Raw genomic sequence first — 21,199 nt, 5'->3', positions numbered from 1 at the left:
CATTTTAAAAAACGAGTGTTGTGCATGGTGAAAGCATGCATGTTCAGTGTGTTTGGGAGGTTGTTATGCGTGTGGTGGGGCACGACTTAGCGGCGCCGCGTAAGCAAAATCTGTAAAGGGCTTAGCCGCTAAACGCGCGACTAAAGCGCGATAGCGAACCAGCGATAGCAAAGGTAATGTGGCATGTAGTGGCTCGTCAACCTGAGGTAAGTCGGCTAACGTGCCATTGGTACAGTCAACGTGCTCGGCGGGTGCTTTGAGCAGTTCGGGGCTAACAAAAACGAACTCACCTTCAAACTCAGTGGCGCTAATTGAAATGTAGCGCATGGTCTTGCCAGTACAAATAAGTTCAATATCTTCACCTACAAACGCACGTGCTTGCTGCATAGTATGGGCAGCAAGGCCAAGTGCTAATGCATTTTGCAAAAGCATACAAAGGCAAAGTGTTAGTGTAAGTAGGCGTCTTAAAGTCATTTTTCTTTATCTGGTTAGCGCCTTTTTATCATAGCCTGCGTTTTGGTAATTTTTCTACCTATTATTTTTTACGTATCTCCAACCCCCGCTTTTTTCAGCTTTCTGTAAAGTGTACGGGTACTCACTCCCAGCGCTTGTGCAAGTTGCTGGGTATCGCCTTCAAAAGACGTGTGAACCTGACGTAAGTATTGGCGTTCCAATTCGTCTAAGGTTACAACGTTACCGTGAGATGAAGAGGCATCATTGATAGCATCAGAGCTTATGTTATCGAGCTCGGGTAAGTCTGTATCGTAAATAACGGTTTCATCAGCCAGTAAAATAGCTTGGTCTACAATGTTTTTTAGTTCGCGAATATTGCCTGGGAACGGGTAGTTGGTTAGTTTTTCTAGCGCGTTTTTATGAAACCGTTTTTTCTCTTTAGACATTGCCAAAAAGTGAGCGGCTATCAGTGCTATATCTGATTTTCTTTGTCGTAAAGAAGGGAGGTTGATAGGAAAACCGGCAATGCGGTAGTAGAGGTCCTGTCTGAATTCGCCCGTTTCCACCATATGCTTTAGATTTTTGTGTGATGCACACACTAAACGAAAATCAGCCTTTTTAGACACTGTGCTTCCTACAGGCCGATAAGTTTGAGACTCGAACAGCCGCAGAAGCTTTACTTGTGTTGAAAGTGGGATATCGCCGACTTCATCAAAAAACAATGTGCCGCCTTCCGCTGCTTCTACGAGCCCTTTCTTATTTGTGGTTGCGCCTGTAAATGCCCCTTTTTCATAACCGAATAGTTCGCTTTCAAGCAGCGTGTCAGACATGCCGGTACACTCGATGACAACAAATGGTTTGCCAGCACGGTGACTACTCGAGTGAAGTGCTTGGGACACCAGCTCTTTACCCGTGCCGGTTTCGCCAAACAATAGTACTGAAATATCTGAGTTAGCGGCGCGATTTATTTTGTTTAGCATTGCTTTAAATGCCTCTGATTCGCCGACCATCTTTCCTGCTGAAGGTCGGTTTGAGGCAAACGAAAGCTTATCAAGTATTTCCAAGAAACCTAATAATTCTCCGCTACCGTCGAAGATCGGGCGCATGAGGATGTCGCAGTAGCTTTGACCCTCACTGGTGGTATGAACGTGTACTACGCTAGCCGCTCGTCCTGTGGCTTTACTCTCTTGCATTGGGCAATGCTCGCCGCACTTATCGCAAGGTTTGTTGTTGCGGTGAGAGACTTGATAGCAGGTACTAAAGCCAAGCTTTATATCCACAGGGTAGGTATCTCTGTAGGGCTGGTTGACAGCTTCAATAACGTAGCTTGGGTTAATGAAGATTGCGGGTTTATCTATCGCATCTATCATCGCTTGTACTATGGATATATTCATGGGTGGCTGAATATTAGTTTGTTCTAATTTAATTTTGGCAATTTATCATATTGGCATAGAGCTTGTTCACTGTTTGAGACAAACGACAATACTTCGGTAGCAACTCATTCAGTTCCAAAGAGAGTTTTATAATGAAAAATAGCGTAATGCTGATGGCGATAAGCTTATTGGCAAGTAGTGCTCATTCATTGGCAGATACAGTGACTGCCAATGAGAAAAAAAGTGAAAACAGTGTACAGGAAAAAGTCAAAGAAGCGCGATTACACGCAAAAGCACTGGGAGGCGCGCTAAAGTCACGACTACAGCAAGCAATTCAATCCGGAGGGCTAGAGGCTGGCGTTAACGAATGCCAGGTTGCAGCGGCTCCTATTGCTCTGGCGCTTAGTCAAAACGGGTGGGAGGTTGGGCGTACCGCGCTGAAAGTAAGGAACCCAAACAATGCGGCAGATCAATGGGAGCGTGAGCAGTTAGCGTGGTTTTCACAATTACTGACCAAAGCTAAGCAAGACAATTTGGCCCCTAAAAGACCCCTTGAAACTTATCAATACGATAGCGAAAGCGGTAAGTTTAGGTACATGATGGCGATTGAACAAGGTCAGGTATGCATGGCATGCCACGGAGCTAATGTGGCACCTTCAGTAAAACAATCCATTCTAGAGCACTATCCCAACGATCAAGCTACAGGGTTCGAATTGGGAGAATTACGAGGCGCGTTCACACTCTCATATACCCCTTAACTTTTCCTTATACTCCACTTTTTGACATTCTGCTAAGCAGCCTTTCTCTTGTGCCATATTTGTCACCTAAATGACAAATATGGCGAACGCATCGCCACCAATTGTTGCGTTGGATCAATAAGCCACACACTCGGTCGTGGAATAATTTATCTGCACAGTACGAAAATACCGCCGTTTATCGGTAATTGCGCTTTAGCAGCCAAATTACTGATGTATGGCATAAACCGTGCTCTTGCCATGCGGCATATTCATGTGTTCATCACTGAATTTTAAACCACTTTTTCTGCTAAGCGTTTAACGCGCACACGAAATACAAGGGAGATAACCCATGAGCGATACGTTAATAGAACTATCGCGGTGGCAATTTGCATTAACTGCAATGTTCCACTTTATATTTGTACCCTTAACTTTGGGGCTTAGTTTCTTACTTGCCATTATGGAATCGGTATACGTAATGACGGGTAAAGAAATTTATAAGCAGATGACCCAATTCTGGGGAAAGCTGTTTGGAATTAACTTTGCCATTGGTGTAGCCACAGGCTTAACCATGGAATTCCAGTTCGGAATGAATTGGTCTTACTATTCTCACTATGTAGGCGATATCTTCGGTGCGCCACTTGCTATCGAAGGCCTAATGGCCTTTTTCCTGGAATCTACCTTCGTGGGGTTGTTCTTCTTTGGCTGGGACAAAATGTCAAAGGTGAAGCATTTGATGGCGACTTGGCTGGTGGCCATTGGTTCAAACTTTTCTGCACTGTGGATCTTGATTGCTAACGGCTGGATGCAATACCCGGTAGGCGCTGAATTTAATTTCGAAGCCATGCGTATGGAAATGACCAGCTTTGCTGAGGTTATTTTTAACCCCGTAGCACAGGTCAAATTTGTTCACACTGTATCAGCAGGTTACGTGACCGGCGCAATGTTTGTGTTGGCAATTTCAAGTTACTACCTGCTTAATCATAAGCATATCGCCTTTGCGCGCCGTTCGTTCGCCATAGCTGCTAGCTTTGGCCTAGCCTCAACGCTTTCTGTGATCGTGCTAGGTGATGAAAGTGGTTATGAGCTTGGTGATGTACAAAAAGTGAAGCTGGCAGCAGTTGAAGCTGAGTACGAAACCCATCCTGCACCTGCGCCGTTTACTGTGTTTGGTATTCCAAACGACGAGAAGCAGGAAACCGAGTACGCCCTTCAAATTCCTTGGGCAATGGGCATTATTGCTACCCGTTCGTTAACCGAAGAAGTGAAAGGCATTAAGGATCTTAAAGAAGAGAATCGCGAGCGTATTCTGAGCGGAATTAAAGCCTATGAAGTGCTTGATGATGTAAGAAACGGCACCGCGACAGCTGAGCAACGTACTGCCTTCGACCAAAATAAAGACAGTTTGGGCTACGCTATGTTGCTAGAGCCTTTCACTGAGAACGTTTCAAATCCTTCTGATGCCGCGCTTCAACAGGCAGTAGATTACAGCGTTCCGCCGGTTGCCCCATTGTTTTGGAGTTTCCGCCTTATGGTTGTGGCTGGCTTTATTATGCTTGCGCTATTTGTGTGCGCCTTTTACTACAGTACTAAACACAAGATTACTAAGCCACGTTGGCTATTAAAAAGCGCGCTCTACGGTTTGCCGCTTCCTTGGATTGCCTGTGAGGCTGGCTGGTTTGTCGCTGAATATGGCCGCCAACCATGGTCAATTGCAGAGGTGCTTCCGGTGCATACGTCGGTATCTAATCTCGCCGTAAGCGACGTGGTAATAACCCTTGTAGCCTACAGTGCTTTCTATACCGGCATGTTCATTATTGGTTTTTACTTAATGAAGAAGTTTGCCAAAAAAGGGCCAGTTCCACCTGAAGATAAGCAGCCTGACACTGAATTTGATCTTATTGACCTTGATGAGCAAGGAGCAAAAGCATGATTGATTATGAATTACTAAGAGTCATTTGGTGGTGCTTGGTTGGCGTTCTGCTAATTGGCTTCGCGGTTACTGATGGCTTCGATTTGGGCGTTGGAGCTCTGCTCACGCTTATTGGTAAAAATGACAAAGAGCGCCGCGTAATGATAAATACAGTAGGGCCGCACTGGGATGGCAACCAAGTTTGGTTTATCACCGCAGGTGGCGCTATTTTCGCCGCGTGGCCGATGATTTACGCCACTGCGTTTTCTGGGTTTTACCTCGCGCTGGCCCTTACCTTAATTGCCCTTTGGATGCGCCCGATAGGCTTTGATTACCGCAGTAAATTACCTAACCCCCAGTGGCGTAAAGCGTGGGATTGGGCGTTATTTGCTGGCGGTATTATCCCAGCCCTTATCTTTGGTGTGGCGTTTGGTAACCTGCTGTTGGGCGTACCGTTTGAAATGGACAGCACGCTTAAATCAACCTACACAGGCTCGTTCTTTGGCCTTTTAACACCGTTTGCGCTGGTGGCAGGACTGCTTTCTGTGGCTATGTTGCTGAATCACGGTGCAACCTGGCTACAAATGAAAACCGATGGCTTTATTGAAGTTCGCGCACGTGCAGTATCGGTTGTGTTAAGTCTGGCTGGTGTCACGCTATTTGTACTTGCAGGTCTTTGGGTAGCATTTGGATTAGATGGCTTCGTGATTACCTCGGCAGTCGACACTATTGCAACGTCAAATCCACTTAAGAAAGAGGTTGCCATTGAAGCTGGAGCTTGGATGAGCAACTACAGCAAATACCCTCTTATGATGGCAGCACCTGTGCTGGGTATTATTGCGGGTCTGGCCTGTGCGCTTTTCTCTAAGAAAGGTAATGCAGGCATGGCGTTTGTATCGAGTGCGCTATTTATAGCAGGCGTTATTTTAACGGCTGGCTTTTCTATGTTCCCATTCTTAATGCCAAGTATCACCATGCCACAGGCGAGCTTAACCGTATGGGACGCTACGTCTAGCCATATGACGCTAAACGTAATGTTTATCGTTGCCTGTATCTTTGTGCCTATTGTACTTAGCTACACGGCCTATAGCTTTTACGTAATGCGCGGGCGCATTAAAAACGAAGACCTCGACCAGTCTCACACCATTTATTAAGGAGAACGCTATGTGGTATTTCGCTTGGATTTTAGGAGTTTTGCTGGCGTGCTCTTTTGGCATTATCAACGCCATGTGGTTGGAGTCGACGGAAAATATGGATAGACCCGAAGACTAGGTGTTTTAAATAGCGCGGAGTTCATCCGTTTTCAAACACGCCGTAAACCCATCCATGGGGGCTCTTCAGCAGCGTCCCTGCTGCTGAAGGTTTGAAAACGGATGAACACCGCGCTATCAGTTTAATTGGCAGGTTCTTGCAGCCAGCCCACCACTTGGAAAAGAATGAAAAAGAAATGCGAAATTTGCTCTCATTACTAAGTAACGCAAAAGAAGAGTCAAAACCACAGTGATCAAAGAAAAAGTTCCCAACCGGCAAACGCTTAATGCGTGGTGCAATGAGATGGATAAGGCGCAGTCGCTTGGCTTGCGCACTTCGCTTATGGCGCAAGTAGTGGTTAAGTGTTTGTCGCTTTTTTCTTTGATTATTGGGTTCTATTATTTTTCACATATTGCTCATGACTGGGTAGTAAACCAGACTCCTGCAACAGCGAGTGATGTCACAGGACTTGCCGTTTCTCTGGGAATGAGTTGGCTGCTTCAAGGCGCATTCAATGCCTTATCTAGTAGTGCAAAAATGCAGGTGTTAAACAAGCTCGAACAGCACCTACAACACGTATTCATTGAGCGTCAATATGCGCTTATTCGACAGCACTCGGTTTACTATTGGCAAACGGTGTGGCTGCAGCACTTACAGGCTTTTGCTGACTGGGCACTTGAATATCGAGTGCAGCAAATGATTACAGTTGTTGTCCCCTTGTTTGCTTTAGCCGTTATCTTTTATGTAAACCCCGTTATAGGAATTGGCCTACTGCTTACATTGCCGGTAGTGCCGCTTTTTATGATCATTGTGGGCAAGGGAGCCGCTGCCCTACATCGAAAGCATTTTATCGCCCTTGAACGTTTGGGAAGTTTATTTACTGATAGGTTAGCCGCGCTGCCGATGCTGGCAAATTATCAGGCGCATCAAAAACAAACAGCCCTGCTTAAAGATGCCAGTGAAAATTTGAATGCGCGTACTATGAAAGTAGTGAGCGTAGCCTTTTTGTCCAACAGCGTGCTCGACTTCTTCGCAACACTCGCGGTTGCACTTACGGCAGTATTTATTGGTTTTTCACTGTTAGGCGAATTGAGTATTGGGCCGGAGATAACGCTCCAGCAGGGCTTATGGGTATTGCTGACTGTGCCATTGTTACTCAGTGAAATGAAAAAGCTGGGGCAGGTATACCATCAGAAGGCGCAAGCAGAAGCCGCCAAAGCTGAACTCACGCCGTTATTCTCGCGCTTCACACAAAATCTTGATGGTAGTGCAGTGAATCCGGTCAACGCTGACACAACCCACCATTATTCATCACAACACGAGGTATTGCTTGCGGCTAAAAACCATAAGGTTTTTGACATAAACGCCCCGCAACCTCGCTTGCCCAGAGGTAAGGATAAATCGGCTGTTGATGATCCTCCTGCACTTTTGCACGCTGAATCCCTTGCAGTATTAAAGGGCGATAAAATACTCATTAGCGGGCGCTCTGGTTCAGGTAAAACATTATTATTAGAAGCATTAGGTGGTCAAAGACCTAGCACACATACATTCAGGGAACCGGTAATTTGGATAACCCAACACCCCGTGATCACGCCAGGTACCGTGCGTGAGAACTTGTGCTTAAACGACAGCTATACAGACGACGCGCTTATGAAAGCGCTAGAAGCAGTAGAGCTTGACGCGTGGCTGTCGTTATTGCCTTTGGGGCTTGATACGGTAATGACTGATTATCCGCTGCTTTCAGGTGGCGAAGCGCAACGGCTGTCGCTAGCGAGAGCGCTGTTGCGCAAAGACGATATATGGTTGCTCGATGAACCCACGGCCCATTTGCCAGATTCCCAGCATGCAAGATTGGCACAGTTAATTGAACGTTTGGGTAGAGACAAAACACTGATTTGGGCTTCTCACAAAGCACTCCCTGCAAACTGGTTTAACCGCTTTTGGACGGTATCGCGCAGTACGAATGAACAAGACGCCATTTCCAACTCAAACTTCAACTCAAAGTCAAAATCAGAGGCAGGGCTTAAAAGCAAAATAGGTGCAGTACAAGACGGGCACCTACAAGGCTGTAGCAGCGTGACGGAAACGAGCTTTAAGATGAATGCCAATCAAAAGGAACGTAGCCTTGATGAAAAGTAAACCGGCTTATCTCACGCTGCTGCTTGCTCTTTTACACGGTGTGGCAGGAATAACCATTCTTGTTATTTCTTCGTGGTTTATTGCTATCAGCGCTATTGCACCAATAGGTTTTAATTACGTTATTCCCGCGGTGGTTATTCGCGCGCTAGCACTACTTCGCATTGCTTCGGGATATGCCAGTATGTGGGTGGGTCATAACGATTTGCTTACCCGTATCGCAGAGGGTCGCTTGCTTGTATTCAGTCAACTTGAAAACAGTAAAATTACCGACAAAGCGTTCACCACAGAAGCATTAGCCCAGCATACCGAAACGCTTGCCAGTCGATGGATTGCTTGGATAGCTCCGCTTTCTAACATCACATTTATATTCACTAACCTTTGCGTTGCTGCGGTATGGTTTGACCTTCCTGGCACCTCGTTTTTACTTGCACTTTTTGCTATTTGGCTCGTCATCGTTGTGCTGCAAGGCTTAAGTGGTTTAAACGTTGCGAAAAAAGCGACAAAGGAAAACAAAGTGTTTCGCCAAGAGTCAGCCGACTTCCTTAACTGCAGCGCTTTATGGCACTTAAATAAAACAATGACAGATAAGCCGCAGGAAGAGGGTGGGCATGTGATCAATAGTGTGCCGAGTGCTGACAGGGTGTGGCGACAACAAACTACGCAGAAAGACAAAGCGCAACGCGCGAGCTGGTGGTTTCAAGGCGCGGCATTTTTCGCGGTAGTGTTAGTTATGTCGGGCGCAGTAAGTCCAATATCTGACTTTTCGTATATGCCTATTGCTATTGTTGTGCCCATGATATTGATGGCTGCGCCTGATTGGGCTGGTGCAGCTTTTCACAGCATTACCAAGTTTGCACAGCACAAACAAAGCGCGAAAGCCCTTAAGAAGCTCAAAACCTCACCCATTAAAGTACTTGAACGCACCGAACTGCACCATTCACTTACGTTATCTGATTATACTGCCAAAAATAGACGCTTACCTTTGGTCAATGCTACATTCCCAGCCACTGGCATCGTATGTATATCCGGGCCGTCAGGCTGTGGTAAGTCATCTTTGCTTCAGTCAATTGCGGGGGTTGTGCCTTCTACTGGATTTAAAGAAGTGGATGGCATGCGTATACCCGATGGCTTAATTACAAACTGGCGCTATGTGGAACAAGAGCCAATAGTACTTTCTGGCAGTGTCTCTTCAAATTTAGACCCTGCCGGAATGGGTATTCCCCTTGATGACATGAGTAATCTGTTGGCTCAATTAGGGCTAGAGGCGCTGATGCCACTGTCGATTTGGGTTGGCAAGGCGGGAAGGGCGCTTTCTGGGGGAGAGCGCAAGCGGCTTGCGTTAGCGCGCGCTATTTTATCTCACGCCAATGTGTTGCTTGTTGATGAACCCTTTGAGGGCTTGGATGTAACTACTCAGCATAAAGTGTGTGAGGTATTAGACCACTACGCTGCCAACCACCTCATCCTTGTTGCTTCTCACGTTACGCCAAGCACGTTGAATGTGTCATCAACACTATCATTAGGTGAAGGGAGTGTTGGTAACCTGAGTAAAGGTCAGCGCCTTAACATGGTCACTTGAACATCAGTGCAGTTTTAAATTATGCACATTGCTCAAATTCTTCCGTGATTTCTTCTAACGTTCTTCCTTTTGTTTCTGGGAAGAATTTAGCAACTAATATCAGGCTGACTAAGGCAAACCCGCCGTAGATTGCAAACGTGGCCGCGGCTCCCAAGTTAGCCAACTCCCAAGGAAAGATAACTTGAACAAGAAAGCTGGTGAGTGAATTCACCATACCCACTAATGAAATAGCCAAAGCGCGGGTTTGATTCGGAAAAATTTCAGCAAGCATCGCCCACATCACAGGGCCAAGGGACATCGCGAACGAAGCAACAAACGCAATAATGCCAAACAACACTAAAGGTGCATTCATATTAATACTGCTAGTTAGCAATGGTTGCTGATACGCATCGTATTCGTCGCTGGTAAGTGTGGTCTTTAGCGTGCGCTTAAACTCAACGTCTGAATAGTAAATATCATTGGTTAGTGGAGTTAGCTTTATTGCCACACTCGGCGCATCTTGCTGTATTTCGTTTATGGCCGTTTGCTGTACTTGATATGTCGCCTGTTTAAAGCCATAGGTACAAATAGACATGCTGATCACTACGCCAGTTAAGCCAATCAGCAGCAGCGGTTTTCTTCCCCATTTATCAATAGTTAGCATAGCGACTACGGTAAATGCTACGTTAACCAAGCCAATCCATACAGCCTGCATAAATGCCGCATTGGTACCTACACCGCTTTGTTCAAAAATCGTGGGCGCGTAAAAAAAGATAACGTTAATGCCGGTAATTTGCTGAGCAATGGCAATAATAATGCCGACCATTAACGGAAATCGCATGGCCTTTGCCTTTAGAAAGCCTAGGCGTTCACGAAAAGGCCATGACTTTTCTTTAAGTGAAGACGCTATATCTTCAACAAGAGCACTGGCTTGGGCTTTGTCGAATAAGCGGTTTATAACCTGCTCCGCCTCTTTGTTCTGGCCTTTCAATACGAGCCACCTGGGGCTACGCGGAATAGTAAACAGTAAACCAAACCATAGTGTTGCGGGGATAACCTCCAAGCCCAGCATGTAGCGCCACAAATGCGTATCTATACTCCATTCAGTAACCCAACCTGCACCGCTATTGCTGAGCTGCAACAGGTAATAGTTGGTGAAATAGGATAGGGCGAAGCCAAATACAATGTTTAGCTGGTTCACCGACACCATTTTGCCTCGGTTTTCTGGGGCGCTTATTTCTGAAACATACAGCGGGGCAATGATCAGCGAACAAAAGGCAATGCCGCCAATAAAGCGAGAGAGCACTAATAGTTCGAAATTAGGGGCTAAGGCTGAGCCGACAGAAGAAAGCAGGTAAAGGAAAGCGACAAGAATGAGTGCTTTGCGCCTGCCAATAGCGTCGCTAACGCCGCCGGCAAATAGCATGGCTATTAGCGCGCCGAGTGTCGGTGAGCTTACGACGAAGCCTTGCTGCCAATCGCTTAGGTTAAATTCGGCATCGATAAAGCCATTGGCTCCTGCTATTACACTGGCATCGAAGCCAAAAATAAACCCTCCAAGAGAGACAATGAGTGTGTAATACAGCGACGGAGACAGGGCTTTATTCATTTTATAATTTGCCTAATGTGTCCCTATTTACTACTTCGGGTTCAAATAAGTGCTCAATAGGAATAGGGCTTTTTATGTCATAAACATGTTGTAGCACCCAATAAGCAGCCATTTCTCCCATAGCGTGAATAGGGTTATTAATTGTAGTGAGTTTTGGATAAAGGTAGCGCGAAAACAGTACGTTATCGAAGCCAATGATAGAAAGCTGTGACGGTATATCAAATCCCGCTTCTCTTGCGGCAGTCATTGCACCAGAGGCCATTTCGTCGTTCGCGCATACCAATGCGGTAAAGTCAGAGAATGTTTTCTGAAGATGCTGCATGCCTTCTTGGCCTGATGATTCGTGGAAGTCGCCTTCAAAAACACTGTTTTCATTAAAGGTAACCCCTGCTTCTTGAAGGGCTCTTTTGTGACCTGCCAGACGATCGCTCGCATCCTTTTTAAATAGCGGGCCGCTAATGTACGCAATCTTTTTGTGGCCTGCATCAATAGCAGCTTTCGTTGCCATGTAGCCGCCTCTTTCGTTGTCCACAACAAAGCAGTTCTCGTCGAGAGCGTCCACTTTTCGGTTTATCACAACAACGGGGATCTTACTGTCTACTAGTGTTTTTAAATAGTCATCGGAGACGGCTTCAGCGTGAAGAATCAAGGCATCGCAACGGCGGCTTTTTAAAAACTCAATCGCTTCGTGCTCGCGCTTTTCATCCACATGACCGGCGGTAATAATAACGTGCTTACCATTTTGTTTTAGCACATGTTCTACCGTACTCATCAGGTCGCCAAAGTAAGAGCCGTGCAGTTCTGATACGAGCAAACCGACGCTGTTAGTGCGGTTTGACGCAAGAGATTGAGCGATGGCATTGGGTTGATATCCCAACGATGCCATAGCATCCTCTACTTTTTTACGGGTGCGCTCGCTTACCTTCGCGTTGCCATTCATAACGCGAGAAACGGTAGCTAACGAAACACCAGCAGCCTCTGATACTTGGTAAATTGTTGCCATACGGTTTGGTACTTGTCCTTATTTGATACCGCTAATGTACCCATTTATCCGGCTCTTAACCAGTTTTGAATAAGCCAAAGCGCTTTGTTTTGGCGTACGTTTTTGGGTTGCGTAGTCGACATAAACTATGCCGAAACGCTTTGAATAGCCCAGTGCCCACTCAAAGTTGTCCATTAGGCTCCATGCAAAATATCCGCGTATGTCTACGCCTTTTTCTATTGCTTCATTTACCGCATTTAAATGGGTGTGGAAGTAGGCGGTACGCCCATTGTCCAACACTTCCCCATCTATGAGCTCATCATCCATTGCTGCTCCGTTTTCAGTGATATAGATGGGCGGTAAGTCGTAGCGTTGGTGCAAATCAACAAGCAGCTCGGTAAAGGCATCAGGAGTGATTTCCCAGCCCATTGCGGTTAATTCGGTTGTGGCTGGAGGCACAATTTCAAACCAACCATTGCCATCACTTTGATACACAGTGCGGGTGTAATAATTAATGCCTAAGTAATCGATTGGTTGGCAAATAATAGCCATATCACCTTCCGCAATGTCGGGCTTAACGTCGGGAGCGAGCTTATCGATAATGTCTGGATATTTGCCTTCAATAATAGGTTTTAAATACCATTGGTTTTGGTAATCATCGGCGAGTTTGGCGGCGTGTATGTCTTCCGGTGAATCACTTTTTGTATGGCAATTGCTAAAGTTAAGTACGATACCGTTTTGGCTTTTTGGGCAAACTCGGTTAAGCACCTTCAACGCTAAACCGTGAGCAAGCAATAAGTGATGCGCTGCCTTTCGACCATTTGCCATGCCTGTCTTTCCAGGTGCATGAATGCCTGACTCATAACCCAAATAGGCTGAACAGAATGGCTCATTTAATGTCGCGTAAGAGTGGACTTTTTCGCCCAACGCGCTTGCTACGGCTTCAGCATATTTTTCGAATTCATAGGCTGTGTTGCGATTAAGCCAGCCACCATTGTCTTCAAGGTGTTGCGGTAAATCCCAGTGATAAAGCGTAACGAACACTTTCATGCCGCGCTTGATAACTTCATTGACTAAGTTTACGTAAAAGCGCATGCCCACTTCGTTTACGCTACCGTCCTGTTTCATCACTCGCGGCCACGAGATAGACAGTCTATAAGCATCAACACCAAGAGAATCAATTAGCTCTACATCTTGTTTCCACAAATCTATGTGGTTACAGGCAATGTCACCGTTAGTGGCATCAGAAATGGCATTTTTCTTTTCGCAGAACGTGTCCCAAATACAATCTAATCTTCCTTTTCTGTCTCCCTCTATTTGGAAACTTGATGTAGCCACACCAAACAAAAAGTCTTTCGACAACATCATTGAATTGGATGGAAGGTTAATTTCTTGCATCGTGGGTATGTCCTGACTATAACAATTTTTTCATATTAACCCTGCACTAGACAGGGCAAATAACATCATATTTACATTGAATTCGATTACGCTTCGTGTAATTATCTCTTCAATGTAAGCGCTTACAAAATTATTTAAAATTAGATGTAAGCGCTTTCAAATGTAAATTTATCATTAAATAGAAAAATAGCAACAGAGGTTATTCGTGGACACACCAGTGCAGCCTAATATTTCAAGCGCTCAAGAGGCAGAGGCAAACGGTGGATACCGTTTTGCGCTTATCTCACTCACCACGCTGTTCTTCATGTGGGGTTTTATTACCTGTTTGAATGACATCCTTATTCCTTACTTAAAAGGTGCATTCAACCTTAGCTTCACACAAGCAATGCTGATTCAGTTTTGCTTTTTTAGTGCCTATTTCATTGTGTCACTGCCTGCAGGCATGGTGGTGTCGCGCATTGGTTACCAGAAAGGTATTGTACTTGGGCTCGCTATAGCCTGCGTGGGGTGCTTGCTGTTCTTCCCCGCTGCATCAAGTCAAATATACGGTATTTTTCTGTTAGCTCTTTTTGTATTAGCGTCTGGTATAACCGTACTTCAGGTGTCTGCCAACCCTTATGTAACGGCACTCGGCGACCCTAAAACTGCCTCGTCACGACTCACCATGACCCAAGCATTTAACGCTTTTGGTACAACCGTGGCTCCCTTCTTCGGTTCTTATCTTATCTACGGCGCTACAGGAGAGCATGGAGGCGGTACGCCAGGCGCTTCAGACGTGCAAGTGCCTTACCTAATTCTTGCAGCGTCTTTGCTTCTTCTGGCTCTTATTTTCATGTATTTAAAGCTGCCGAAGCTAAATCACACCAGCGCAAGCACTGGAGTATTTAAAGGAGGTGCATGGCATCACAAGCACCTTGTTTTAGGCGCTGTCGGCATTTTTATGTATGTCGGCGCGGAAGTGGCTATTGGCAGCATGCTAGTGAATTATCTAGCGAGTCCGGCGGTTGGCGGATTAAGTGAGGCAGGGGCGGCCAAGCTGCTTGCTTACTACTGGGGAGGCGCGATGGTAGGGCGCTTTATCGGTGCTGTGGTCATGCAAAAAATCTCGGGTGGCTACGTGCTGGCGTTCAACGCTTGTGTGGCTATTGCGCTTATTTTGCTATCACTTTCAAGCACAGGAGACATAGCGCTGTGGAGCATTTTGGGAGTAGGTTTGTTTAACTCAATCATGTTCCCTACCATTTTTAGTCTTGCACTTCACCAGCTAGGAAAAGACACCCCACAAGGTTCAGGCATTCTTTGTTTAGCCATAGTTGGCGGTGCCATTATTCCACTGCTTCAAGGCATGCTTGCAGACACCGTCGGCGTTACGCTGTCATTTTTACTACCCGCTTCTTGCTACCTTTACATTGCCTACTATGGCCTTGTAGGAAGTCGCGTATCTCACATTAATACCACTGAAAAGTAACGAGGATAAATAATGCGAAAAAGTATAATCGCGAAAGTTGTTACCGGTGCATTGGTTGGCGTTTTAGTTAGTGCATGTTCAGCTGAAAAAAATACGTCTTCAGTCGATGACGTTGAGCCACAGCCAAACAAAGCGGGCGAGGTATGGCCTAAACTAGATATTGAAGTTAAAACAAACGCTACTGTCGAAACTAAGGTAGAAGAAATTCTGTCTACCATGACTATCGAGCAAAAAATTGCGCAGATGATCCAGCCTGAAATTCGCAATATCACGGTAGAAGATATGCGAAAATATGGATTTGGTTCTTATCTTAACGGCGGTGGTGCATTCCCTAATAACGACAAGCACGCCACACCAGAAGACTGGGTAGCACTTGCAGAAAAGCTTTATCAGGCTTCCATCGATGACAGTTTGGACGGCTCGACAATTCCTACAATGTGGGGGACAGACGCTGTTCACGGTCATAACAATGTTATAGGCGCAACCTTGTTTCCTCACAACATTGGATTAGGCGCGGCGAATAACCCTGAACTGGTAGAGAAGATTGCGCACATTACAGCTAAAGAGGTCATGGCAACAGGTATCGATTGGGTATTTGCGCCTACCGTTGCTGTGGTTCGCGATGACCGATGGGGCAGAACCTACGAGAGCTATTCTGAAGACCCAGCCATTGTTAGAGAGTATGCTGCTTCAGTGGTTAAAGGTCTTCAAGGCGCGGCTGACAAAGACTTTTTAAGTGATCATCGTGTAATTAGTACAGTAAAGCACTTTGTAGGTGACGGCGGTACGGTTGGCGGTGATGACCAAGGTGACAATGTTGCCAGCGAACAAGAGTTATTTGATATTCACGCCCAAGGCTATGTGGGCGGATTAACGGCGGGCGCGCAGTCTGTCATGGCGTCGTTCAATAGCTGGAATGGCGAGAAGCTTCATGGTCATAAATACTTACTAACAGACGTACTTAAAGAGCAAATGGGCTTTGACGGGTTTGTTGTTGGTGACTGGAACGGTCATGGGCAAGTTAAAGGTTGCAACAACGAAGATTGTGCGCAGGCCATTAACGCAGGCTTAGATATCTTCATGGTGCCAAACGATTGGAAGGTGCTGTATGACAACACTCTTGCTCAAGTAAACGACGGCACCATCCCTATGTCGCGTATTGATGATGCGGTACGCCGAATTCTTCGAGTGAAAGTACGCGCTGGACTTTTCGAAAAGCCAAGCCCGGCAAACCGCCCGTTATCTGGCGACCGTTCGCTTATTGGTAAGGCAGAGCATAGAGAAGTGGCGGCGCAAGCGGTGCGCGAGTCTCTGGTACTGCTGAAAAATAAAAATAAAACCCTCCCGATTTCTGCAAGCAAACGCATATTGGTAGCGGGCGATGGTGCGGATAACATCGGCAAGCAATCAGGTGGTTGGAGTATTACGTGGCAAGGCACAAATAATACCAACGATGACTTCCCTGGCGGCAGCTCTATTTATGACGGTATTAAAGCACATGTAGACAATGCTGGTGGTAACGTACAGCTATCGGTTGACGGTAGCTTTGAAACTAAGCCTGATGTCGCCATAGTGGTGTTCGGTGAAGAGCCTTATGCCGAAGGCCATGGCGATAGAGAAACCTTAATTTATCAACACGGGAGCAAGACGGATCTAGCGTTGCTCGAAAACTTGAAATCTCAGGGCATTCCAGTGGTGTCGGTATTTATCAGCGGCCGTCCGATGTGGGTTAATGCAGAGCTAAATGCATCTGATGCATTTGTTGCAGCTTGGCTTCCTGGCTCTGAAGGTGCAGCGGTGGCAGACGTTTTGTTTGGTGAGCAGGACTTTAAAGGTAAGCTGTCTTTCTCTTGGCCGTCAGAGCCTCAGCAGATCGTTAACAAGGGCGATGAAACCTATGAACCTTTGCTGCCTTATGGCTTCGGCTTAACGTACAGCGATGACAACGTTCTAAGCGACACGCTAAACACTGAAATTAGAGTCAGTACTGACAGTAACAAGCCGATGGAAATTCTAAAGGGCTCGGTTGAGGCACCTTGGGTATTATGGCTTTACTCTGGTGATGATTCTCTGGCAGTGAACGCTAGCACGCATACTGTTGGAGCCATTACTTATCGTACGGTTGATAAGGAAGTGCAGGAAGATGCGCGTAAAATCACTTTCGATGGCACTGAGTTCGCCGCTATGCGTTTTGCAAGCAAGAGCTTTTTCCGTGAAGATTTAAGTGCGCAATTACTTACGCATGGTGCCCTAAGCTTTAACGTTAGTCGTCACTCAGACATAAATGCACCTGTAACGGTAGGCATGAACTGTGAAGGCGAGGGAGACGCAGCAGGCAGTTGCTCAACTCAAATTGATATTAGCGAGCAGCTAATGGCGATGCCAGCTGACACATGGACAAACATAAGTATTGACCTACAGTGCTTTGTTGATGAAGGTATCGATTTTACCGGCCTTGTTGTGCCGTTTGAGCTAGGAAGTTCAGGGAAGGCTAGCTTGAGTGTGGCAGATATTCAGTTTACCCCTGAGGCTGACAAATCGGCGAGTATAAGTTGCCAAAACTAAACAGTCAGTAGCTCTCAACGCTACTAGAAAAAACAACGCCGCCAACCTCAAAAACTGGCGGCTTTTTTTTGTTTGCACCGACCTTGAGCCTTCCGTTTATCGATCTATTATGCAGTTCATCCCGTAGCCAACCTGTAATATAAACAACAATCGTTGGTGAGATGAAAGTAGATAAGACGTGTTTCCGTCCTGCATTCATTCTTGTCATTCGGGAAAATTACAGGGTAGTAAAATGACAGATGAACAGCGTGCAACACCAAGTCTCTTACTTGCGTTAACACCTGTTGTATTGACGCTTTTAATCCTCGGCACCCAGATATTTTACTTCGGCGTGTTTGAGCCTCATATACCGCTTGCCATTGGCATAGCATTAACAAGTTTTGTTGGTACTTATCTTGGTCTAACGTGGGAAGAAGTGCGGGCAGGAATTTTTAAAGTTATCCATGTTGCGTTGCCGTCGGTAAGTGTACTTATTGTTGTAGGGATGATCATAGGTATTTGGATAGCCAGCGGTACGGTACCCACCATTATTTACTACGGGTTAAAGACCCTGTCTCCCCAAATTTTTCTGGCCGCGGGTATGGTTATCTGTGCAGTCGTTTCAGTTTCTTTAGGCACAAGTTGGGGCAGCGTAGGCACCGTTGGTTTAGCATTAATGGGTATCGGTGAAGGATTCGATATCCCCATGTACTGGACGGCGGGAGCAGTAGTTTCAGGCGCCTTTTTCGGAGACAAGGTATCGCCGCTGTCGGATACCACAAACCTTGCTCCAGCGGTTACAGGTACCGACGTGTTTTCACATATCAAGAATATGATGGCAACGACAATCCCTGCCATGGTGCTCGCATTTCTGATTTACCTTGGCGTTGGCTTCTTCGTTATCGATGCTCAGAGCGTCTCATTTGCAAAAATTGCAGGTATCACCAGTGCATTAGAAGATAACTTTACCGTTACGGGGTGGGCGTTATTGCCAGCGCTTGTTGTTATGGGGTTGGCCTTAAAGAAAATTCCACCCCTTCCTGCGTTATTTGCAGGAGCGGTTGTGGGAGGAGCTTTCGCCATGTTTATGCAAGGGCAGAGTTTGCAAGCCGTTTTCGATTATGCAAATAACGGATATGCCATCCAAACGAATATTGTTGAAATAGATAGTTTGCTTAATCGCGGCGGCGTTCAGTCAATGATGTGGACTATTTCATTGGTATTGATTGCGCTTGGTTTCGGTGGAGCGTTAGAAACGACAGGCTGTCTAAGAAGCATTATCAATGCAATAAAGAGCAAAGCGAAAACCTTTGCTGGTACACAGATAGCAGCGGTTGGTACGGCGTTTTCTACTAATCTGGTGGCTGGCGACCCGTACTTGTCGGTAGCCTTGCCGGGAAGAATGTATTCACCTGTTTATAGAGGCATGGGTTATTCCATGCTTAACCTGTCCCGTGGCATTGAAGAAGGGGGCACGTTAATGTCTCCGCTCATCCCTTGGAATGCCGGTGGTGCGTTTGTGATATCTGCTCTTGGCCTGGGTATTTCTGGCGCAAACTTAGAAAACCTGCTGTACATCCCTCTTGCCTTTGCTTGTTGGACGGCGCCCCTAATAGGGATATTTTACGCCTACGTTGGCTGGTTCTCACCCAGAGCCACTAAAGCTGAAAAGGAAGAATGGGAGTCTTCTGGGGCCGAAATAGCGAAATTTAATAAGGACGGAACGCCCGTTACCGAGTAATGTTGGATAAGCGAAAACAGTCGCTTGAAACGCGCGAGTGACCGTAGCTAAAACTAGTTACTACAGTGTTAAAGTCTGATGACTCTAATACTGTAGTACGCTCGACTTATTGGCGTTCAATTCTTTGGTTTTCTTAGTCATCCTGACTGAAAATACAAACTCTATTCCTACCAAACCTTTTAGCGACATAAAGTGCTTCGTCACACTGTTTAATGAGATTCGATGTTTCAATCCCCGTTTGATACTGCGCGATGCCAGCAGAAAAGGTTTGTGCGCTGATATTTGGCGAAATACGCACTTTTCGATAACTATCAAGGATAGAGCTAACAACTTTTTTAGCCTCGGCAGCCGACGTGTTAGGAAGGCACAGAATGAACTCCTCTCCACCATAACGTCCAAATGTATCTGTTTTTCTAATGGACTTGGAAACGTGTTCACAAAAGGCTTTGAGTAAATCGTCCCCACACTCATGGCCATAGTTGTCATTGATTTCTTTGAAGTTATCTAAATCGATTAACACCAAAGATAAGTCGTTTTTATACGCCTTTGCTTCATTTAGCTCTAACTGCACTGCGCCGAGTAAACTTCTTCTATTACGAACGCCTGTGAGCGTATCTACGGTCGCTAATGTTTCCTGTTCTCTTTTCAACCTTCGCTGGACAGCATATAGATAGCTAATGAGGGCTAAAAGTCCTAATAAAGTCAGCGCCCCAGCAGTAAGAATTAGATTCATTCTGTTGCTGTTTGCAAGTTCCAGTTGAGATGATTCGTGCTGTTGTTTTAAGAGTTGTAGTTTTCGCTCAGCTAACGCACTTTCATAATAGTCGCTAAACAGTTCTTTTCTGTCGTCAGTTTGATAGTAAAGAGATTGATAAAAGTTCTTACTATCTCGCAATGCTGAAATGGCAGCCCCTTTGTTCCCCAGCTGCTCGAAAAGAGAAGACTGAATAGATTTGAATTGTGCCCAATGTAAATCGGGTGAGCTGTACTCGTCACTCAAGTTGTCGATAATTAAAGCTGACAACGCGTTAGCTCTTTCAAACTCACTCTGTTCTACTAGTGCTTTGAACCGAGAAATTTGATAAGTGTTAGTATCGTATGAGGTCGGTAGTAAGGATATGAAACTCTCAGTTTTTTCAATTAATTCATGCGCCTCTTTTACTTTGCCCAGAGCATAGAAATATTCAATTTTTAAAACTAGTCCATAGGTGTAGGTATTCCAGTCCTCAATGGATGTAGCGTATTCGGTGTATTTTTCGAGCATGTCGAAAGCCTCATCTATTCGACCTAAGTTCTCGAGGCTTCTTCGTTGGCAGTCTAGGGCAATTTGGTAATACCGATGGGGGCTAGACAAAGGCCTAGTATAAAAAAAGGTCTCTGCACGAGAACACAATTCTAAAGCACGCTTATTCTCCCCTAAGTAAGACATATTGAGCCCTATCTCAAGCTCCATGTTTTCTATTGCACCGTCTCCAAAGAAGCGTTTTTCGGTTAATGAAGGCAGTTCGCCTAACACTTTCGCGCCAGAGTTTAGGGATGCTCTTATTAGTCCCATTCTCGCTAGAAAAATGGATTTAGTCGCAATAGCGTCAAAGTAAAGCTCAGGATCATTGTCGTTGGCAAACGCTATTACTTCGTCAATAGTGCTATGGGCTAAACGCCACTTTTCCTGAATGGCGAGGTTATAAGCTGACAGAATGTTGTGTCTGAAATACAACGCTGGGTGTGAACGCTTTATATCTTTTAAGTGGTCTTTCGGGGCAAGTTTGTACTCTTCGAATCCCGTGGGATGATCAAGCATAGATTGCAGTAAAGCAATGTAAACAGATGCAAGAGATGACTGTTCAGATAAGACATCAGAGTCAGAGACTAATGCCGTTAACTCTTCTTCACTGTCGGGTTTACTGCCTATAATTTGGGAATACGCTTGGAAATATCTGTCATCGTCAGATGCGAAGGTATTGTTTATTCCCAACAAAAATAGCACTAGTACGCTAATACACTTCTTATACTTCACTCGCTTTCTTCTTTTATTAC

At 45.7% G+C, this 21,199-nt stretch carries 15 protein-coding genes; 9 read left to right on the top strand and 6 right to left on the bottom strand.

The window, feature by feature from the left end; genetic code table 11:
- Positions 1-63: 63 nt before the first annotated feature.
- Together BZA03_RS11680 and BZA03_RS11675 are read right to left on the bottom strand one after the other, a co-directional pair.
- Positions 64-474 (bottom strand): hypothetical protein, encoded by a 411-nt coding sequence (locus BZA03_RS11680; RefSeq protein ID WP_014951154.1) that lies wholly within the window; start codon positions 472-474, stop codon positions 64-66.
- Between the two features lie 68 nt (positions 475-542).
- Positions 543-1,823: a sigma-54-dependent Fis family transcriptional regulator gene (locus BZA03_RS11675; protein WP_075177258.1), complete on the bottom strand. Its 1,281-nt coding sequence runs from the start codon at positions 1,821-1,823 to the stop codon at positions 543-545.
- Between the two features lie 155 nt (positions 1,824-1,978).
- On the opposite strand from BZA03_RS11675, the gene BZA03_RS11670 reads away from it, so the two are divergent.
- From BZA03_RS11670 to BZA03_RS11645, 6 genes are all read left to right on the top strand, one after another.
- Positions 1,979-2,584, top strand: a complete 606-nt coding sequence (locus tag BZA03_RS11670; RefSeq protein ID WP_110288870.1) for a DUF3365 domain-containing protein — start codon at positions 1,979-1,981, stop codon at positions 2,582-2,584.
- 328 nt (positions 2,585-2,912) lie between these two features.
- Entirely contained in the window at positions 2,913-4,493 is a 1,581-nt protein-coding gene (locus BZA03_RS11665) for a cytochrome ubiquinol oxidase subunit I (protein ID WP_110288869.1), read from the top strand.
- Entirely contained in the window at positions 4,490-5,626 is a 1,137-nt protein-coding gene (cydB, locus tag BZA03_RS11660) for a cytochrome d ubiquinol oxidase subunit II (RefSeq protein ID WP_110288868.1), read from the top strand. The genes BZA03_RS11665 and cydB overlap by 4 nt, the downstream gene beginning before the upstream one ends.
- 10 nt (positions 5,627-5,636) lie before the next feature.
- Positions 5,637-5,744, top strand: coding sequence for a cytochrome bd-I oxidase subunit CydX (cydX, locus tag BZA03_RS11655; protein ID WP_061096111.1), 108 nt, complete (start codon positions 5,637-5,639; stop codon positions 5,742-5,744).
- A gap of 282 nt (positions 5,745-6,026) precedes the next feature.
- A complete protein-coding gene (locus tag BZA03_RS11650; protein ID WP_375342584.1) occupies positions 6,027-7,862 on the top strand; it encodes an ATP-binding cassette domain-containing protein in 1,836 nt (611 codons plus the stop codon).
- The gene (locus BZA03_RS11645; protein WP_110288866.1) at positions 7,852-9,441 is read left to right on the top strand and encodes an ATP-binding cassette domain-containing protein; all 1,590 of its coding nucleotides are present in this window, start codon (positions 7,852-7,854) and stop codon (positions 9,439-9,441) included. Before BZA03_RS11650 ends, BZA03_RS11645 begins: the two co-directional genes overlap by 11 nt.
- Before the next feature lie 19 nt (positions 9,442-9,460).
- Here BZA03_RS11645 and BZA03_RS11640 read toward each other — a convergent pair whose 3' ends face one another.
- From BZA03_RS11640 to BZA03_RS11630, 3 genes are read right to left on the bottom strand one after another with little or no spacing between them, the layout of a single operon-like run.
- On the bottom strand, positions 9,461-11,029 hold the full coding sequence (locus tag BZA03_RS11640) for a sugar porter family MFS transporter (protein WP_110288865.1): 1,569 nt from the start codon (positions 11,027-11,029) through the stop codon (positions 9,461-9,463).
- Position 11,030: 1 nt separating this feature from the next.
- On the bottom strand, positions 11,031-12,032 hold the full coding sequence (locus BZA03_RS11635) for a LacI family DNA-binding transcriptional regulator (protein ID WP_110288864.1): 1,002 nt from the start codon (positions 12,030-12,032) through the stop codon (positions 11,031-11,033).
- 18 nt (positions 12,033-12,050) lie between these two features.
- Positions 12,051-13,409 (bottom strand): GH1 family beta-glucosidase, encoded by a 1,359-nt coding sequence (locus tag BZA03_RS11630; RefSeq protein WP_110288863.1) that lies wholly within the window; start codon positions 13,407-13,409, stop codon positions 12,051-12,053.
- A 205-nt stretch (positions 13,410-13,614) separates the two neighbouring features.
- On the opposite strand from BZA03_RS11630, the gene BZA03_RS11625 reads away from it, so the two are divergent.
- The 3 genes from BZA03_RS11625 (at position 13,615) to nhaC (ending at position 19,162) form a co-directional block, all read left to right on the top strand.
- Positions 13,615-14,877, top strand: a complete 1,263-nt coding sequence (locus BZA03_RS11625; RefSeq protein ID WP_014977685.1) for a sugar MFS transporter — start codon at positions 13,615-13,617, stop codon at positions 14,875-14,877.
- Positions 14,878-14,889: 12 nt separating this feature from the next.
- Positions 14,890-17,442, top strand: coding sequence for an exo 1,3/1,4-beta-D-glucan glucohydrolase (locus BZA03_RS11620; RefSeq protein WP_110288862.1), 2,553 nt, complete (start codon positions 14,890-14,892; stop codon positions 17,440-17,442).
- 232 nt (positions 17,443-17,674) lie between these two features.
- A complete protein-coding gene (gene nhaC / locus BZA03_RS11615) occupies positions 17,675-19,162 on the top strand; it encodes a Na+/H+ antiporter NhaC (protein ID WP_110288861.1) in 1,488 nt (495 codons plus the stop codon).
- A 133-nt stretch (positions 19,163-19,295) separates the two neighbouring features.
- Here the strand turns inward: nhaC and BZA03_RS11610 are convergent, their stop codons facing one another.
- Complete coding sequence (locus tag BZA03_RS11610; RefSeq protein WP_110288860.1) at positions 19,296-21,179, bottom strand: GGDEF domain-containing protein; 1,884 nt, start codon at positions 21,177-21,179, stop codon at positions 19,296-19,298.
- Positions 21,180-21,199: the final 20 nt, after the last annotated feature.

Origin of the sequence: Alteromonas sp. I10 (genome assembly GCF_003201515.1) — a bacterium.
Lineage (GTDB): Bacteria > Pseudomonadota > Gammaproteobacteria > Enterobacterales > Alteromonadaceae > Alteromonas > Alteromonas macleodii.
The sequence above is the reverse complement of the archived record's forward strand: the minus strand, read 5'-3'. Positions and strand labels throughout refer to the sequence as shown.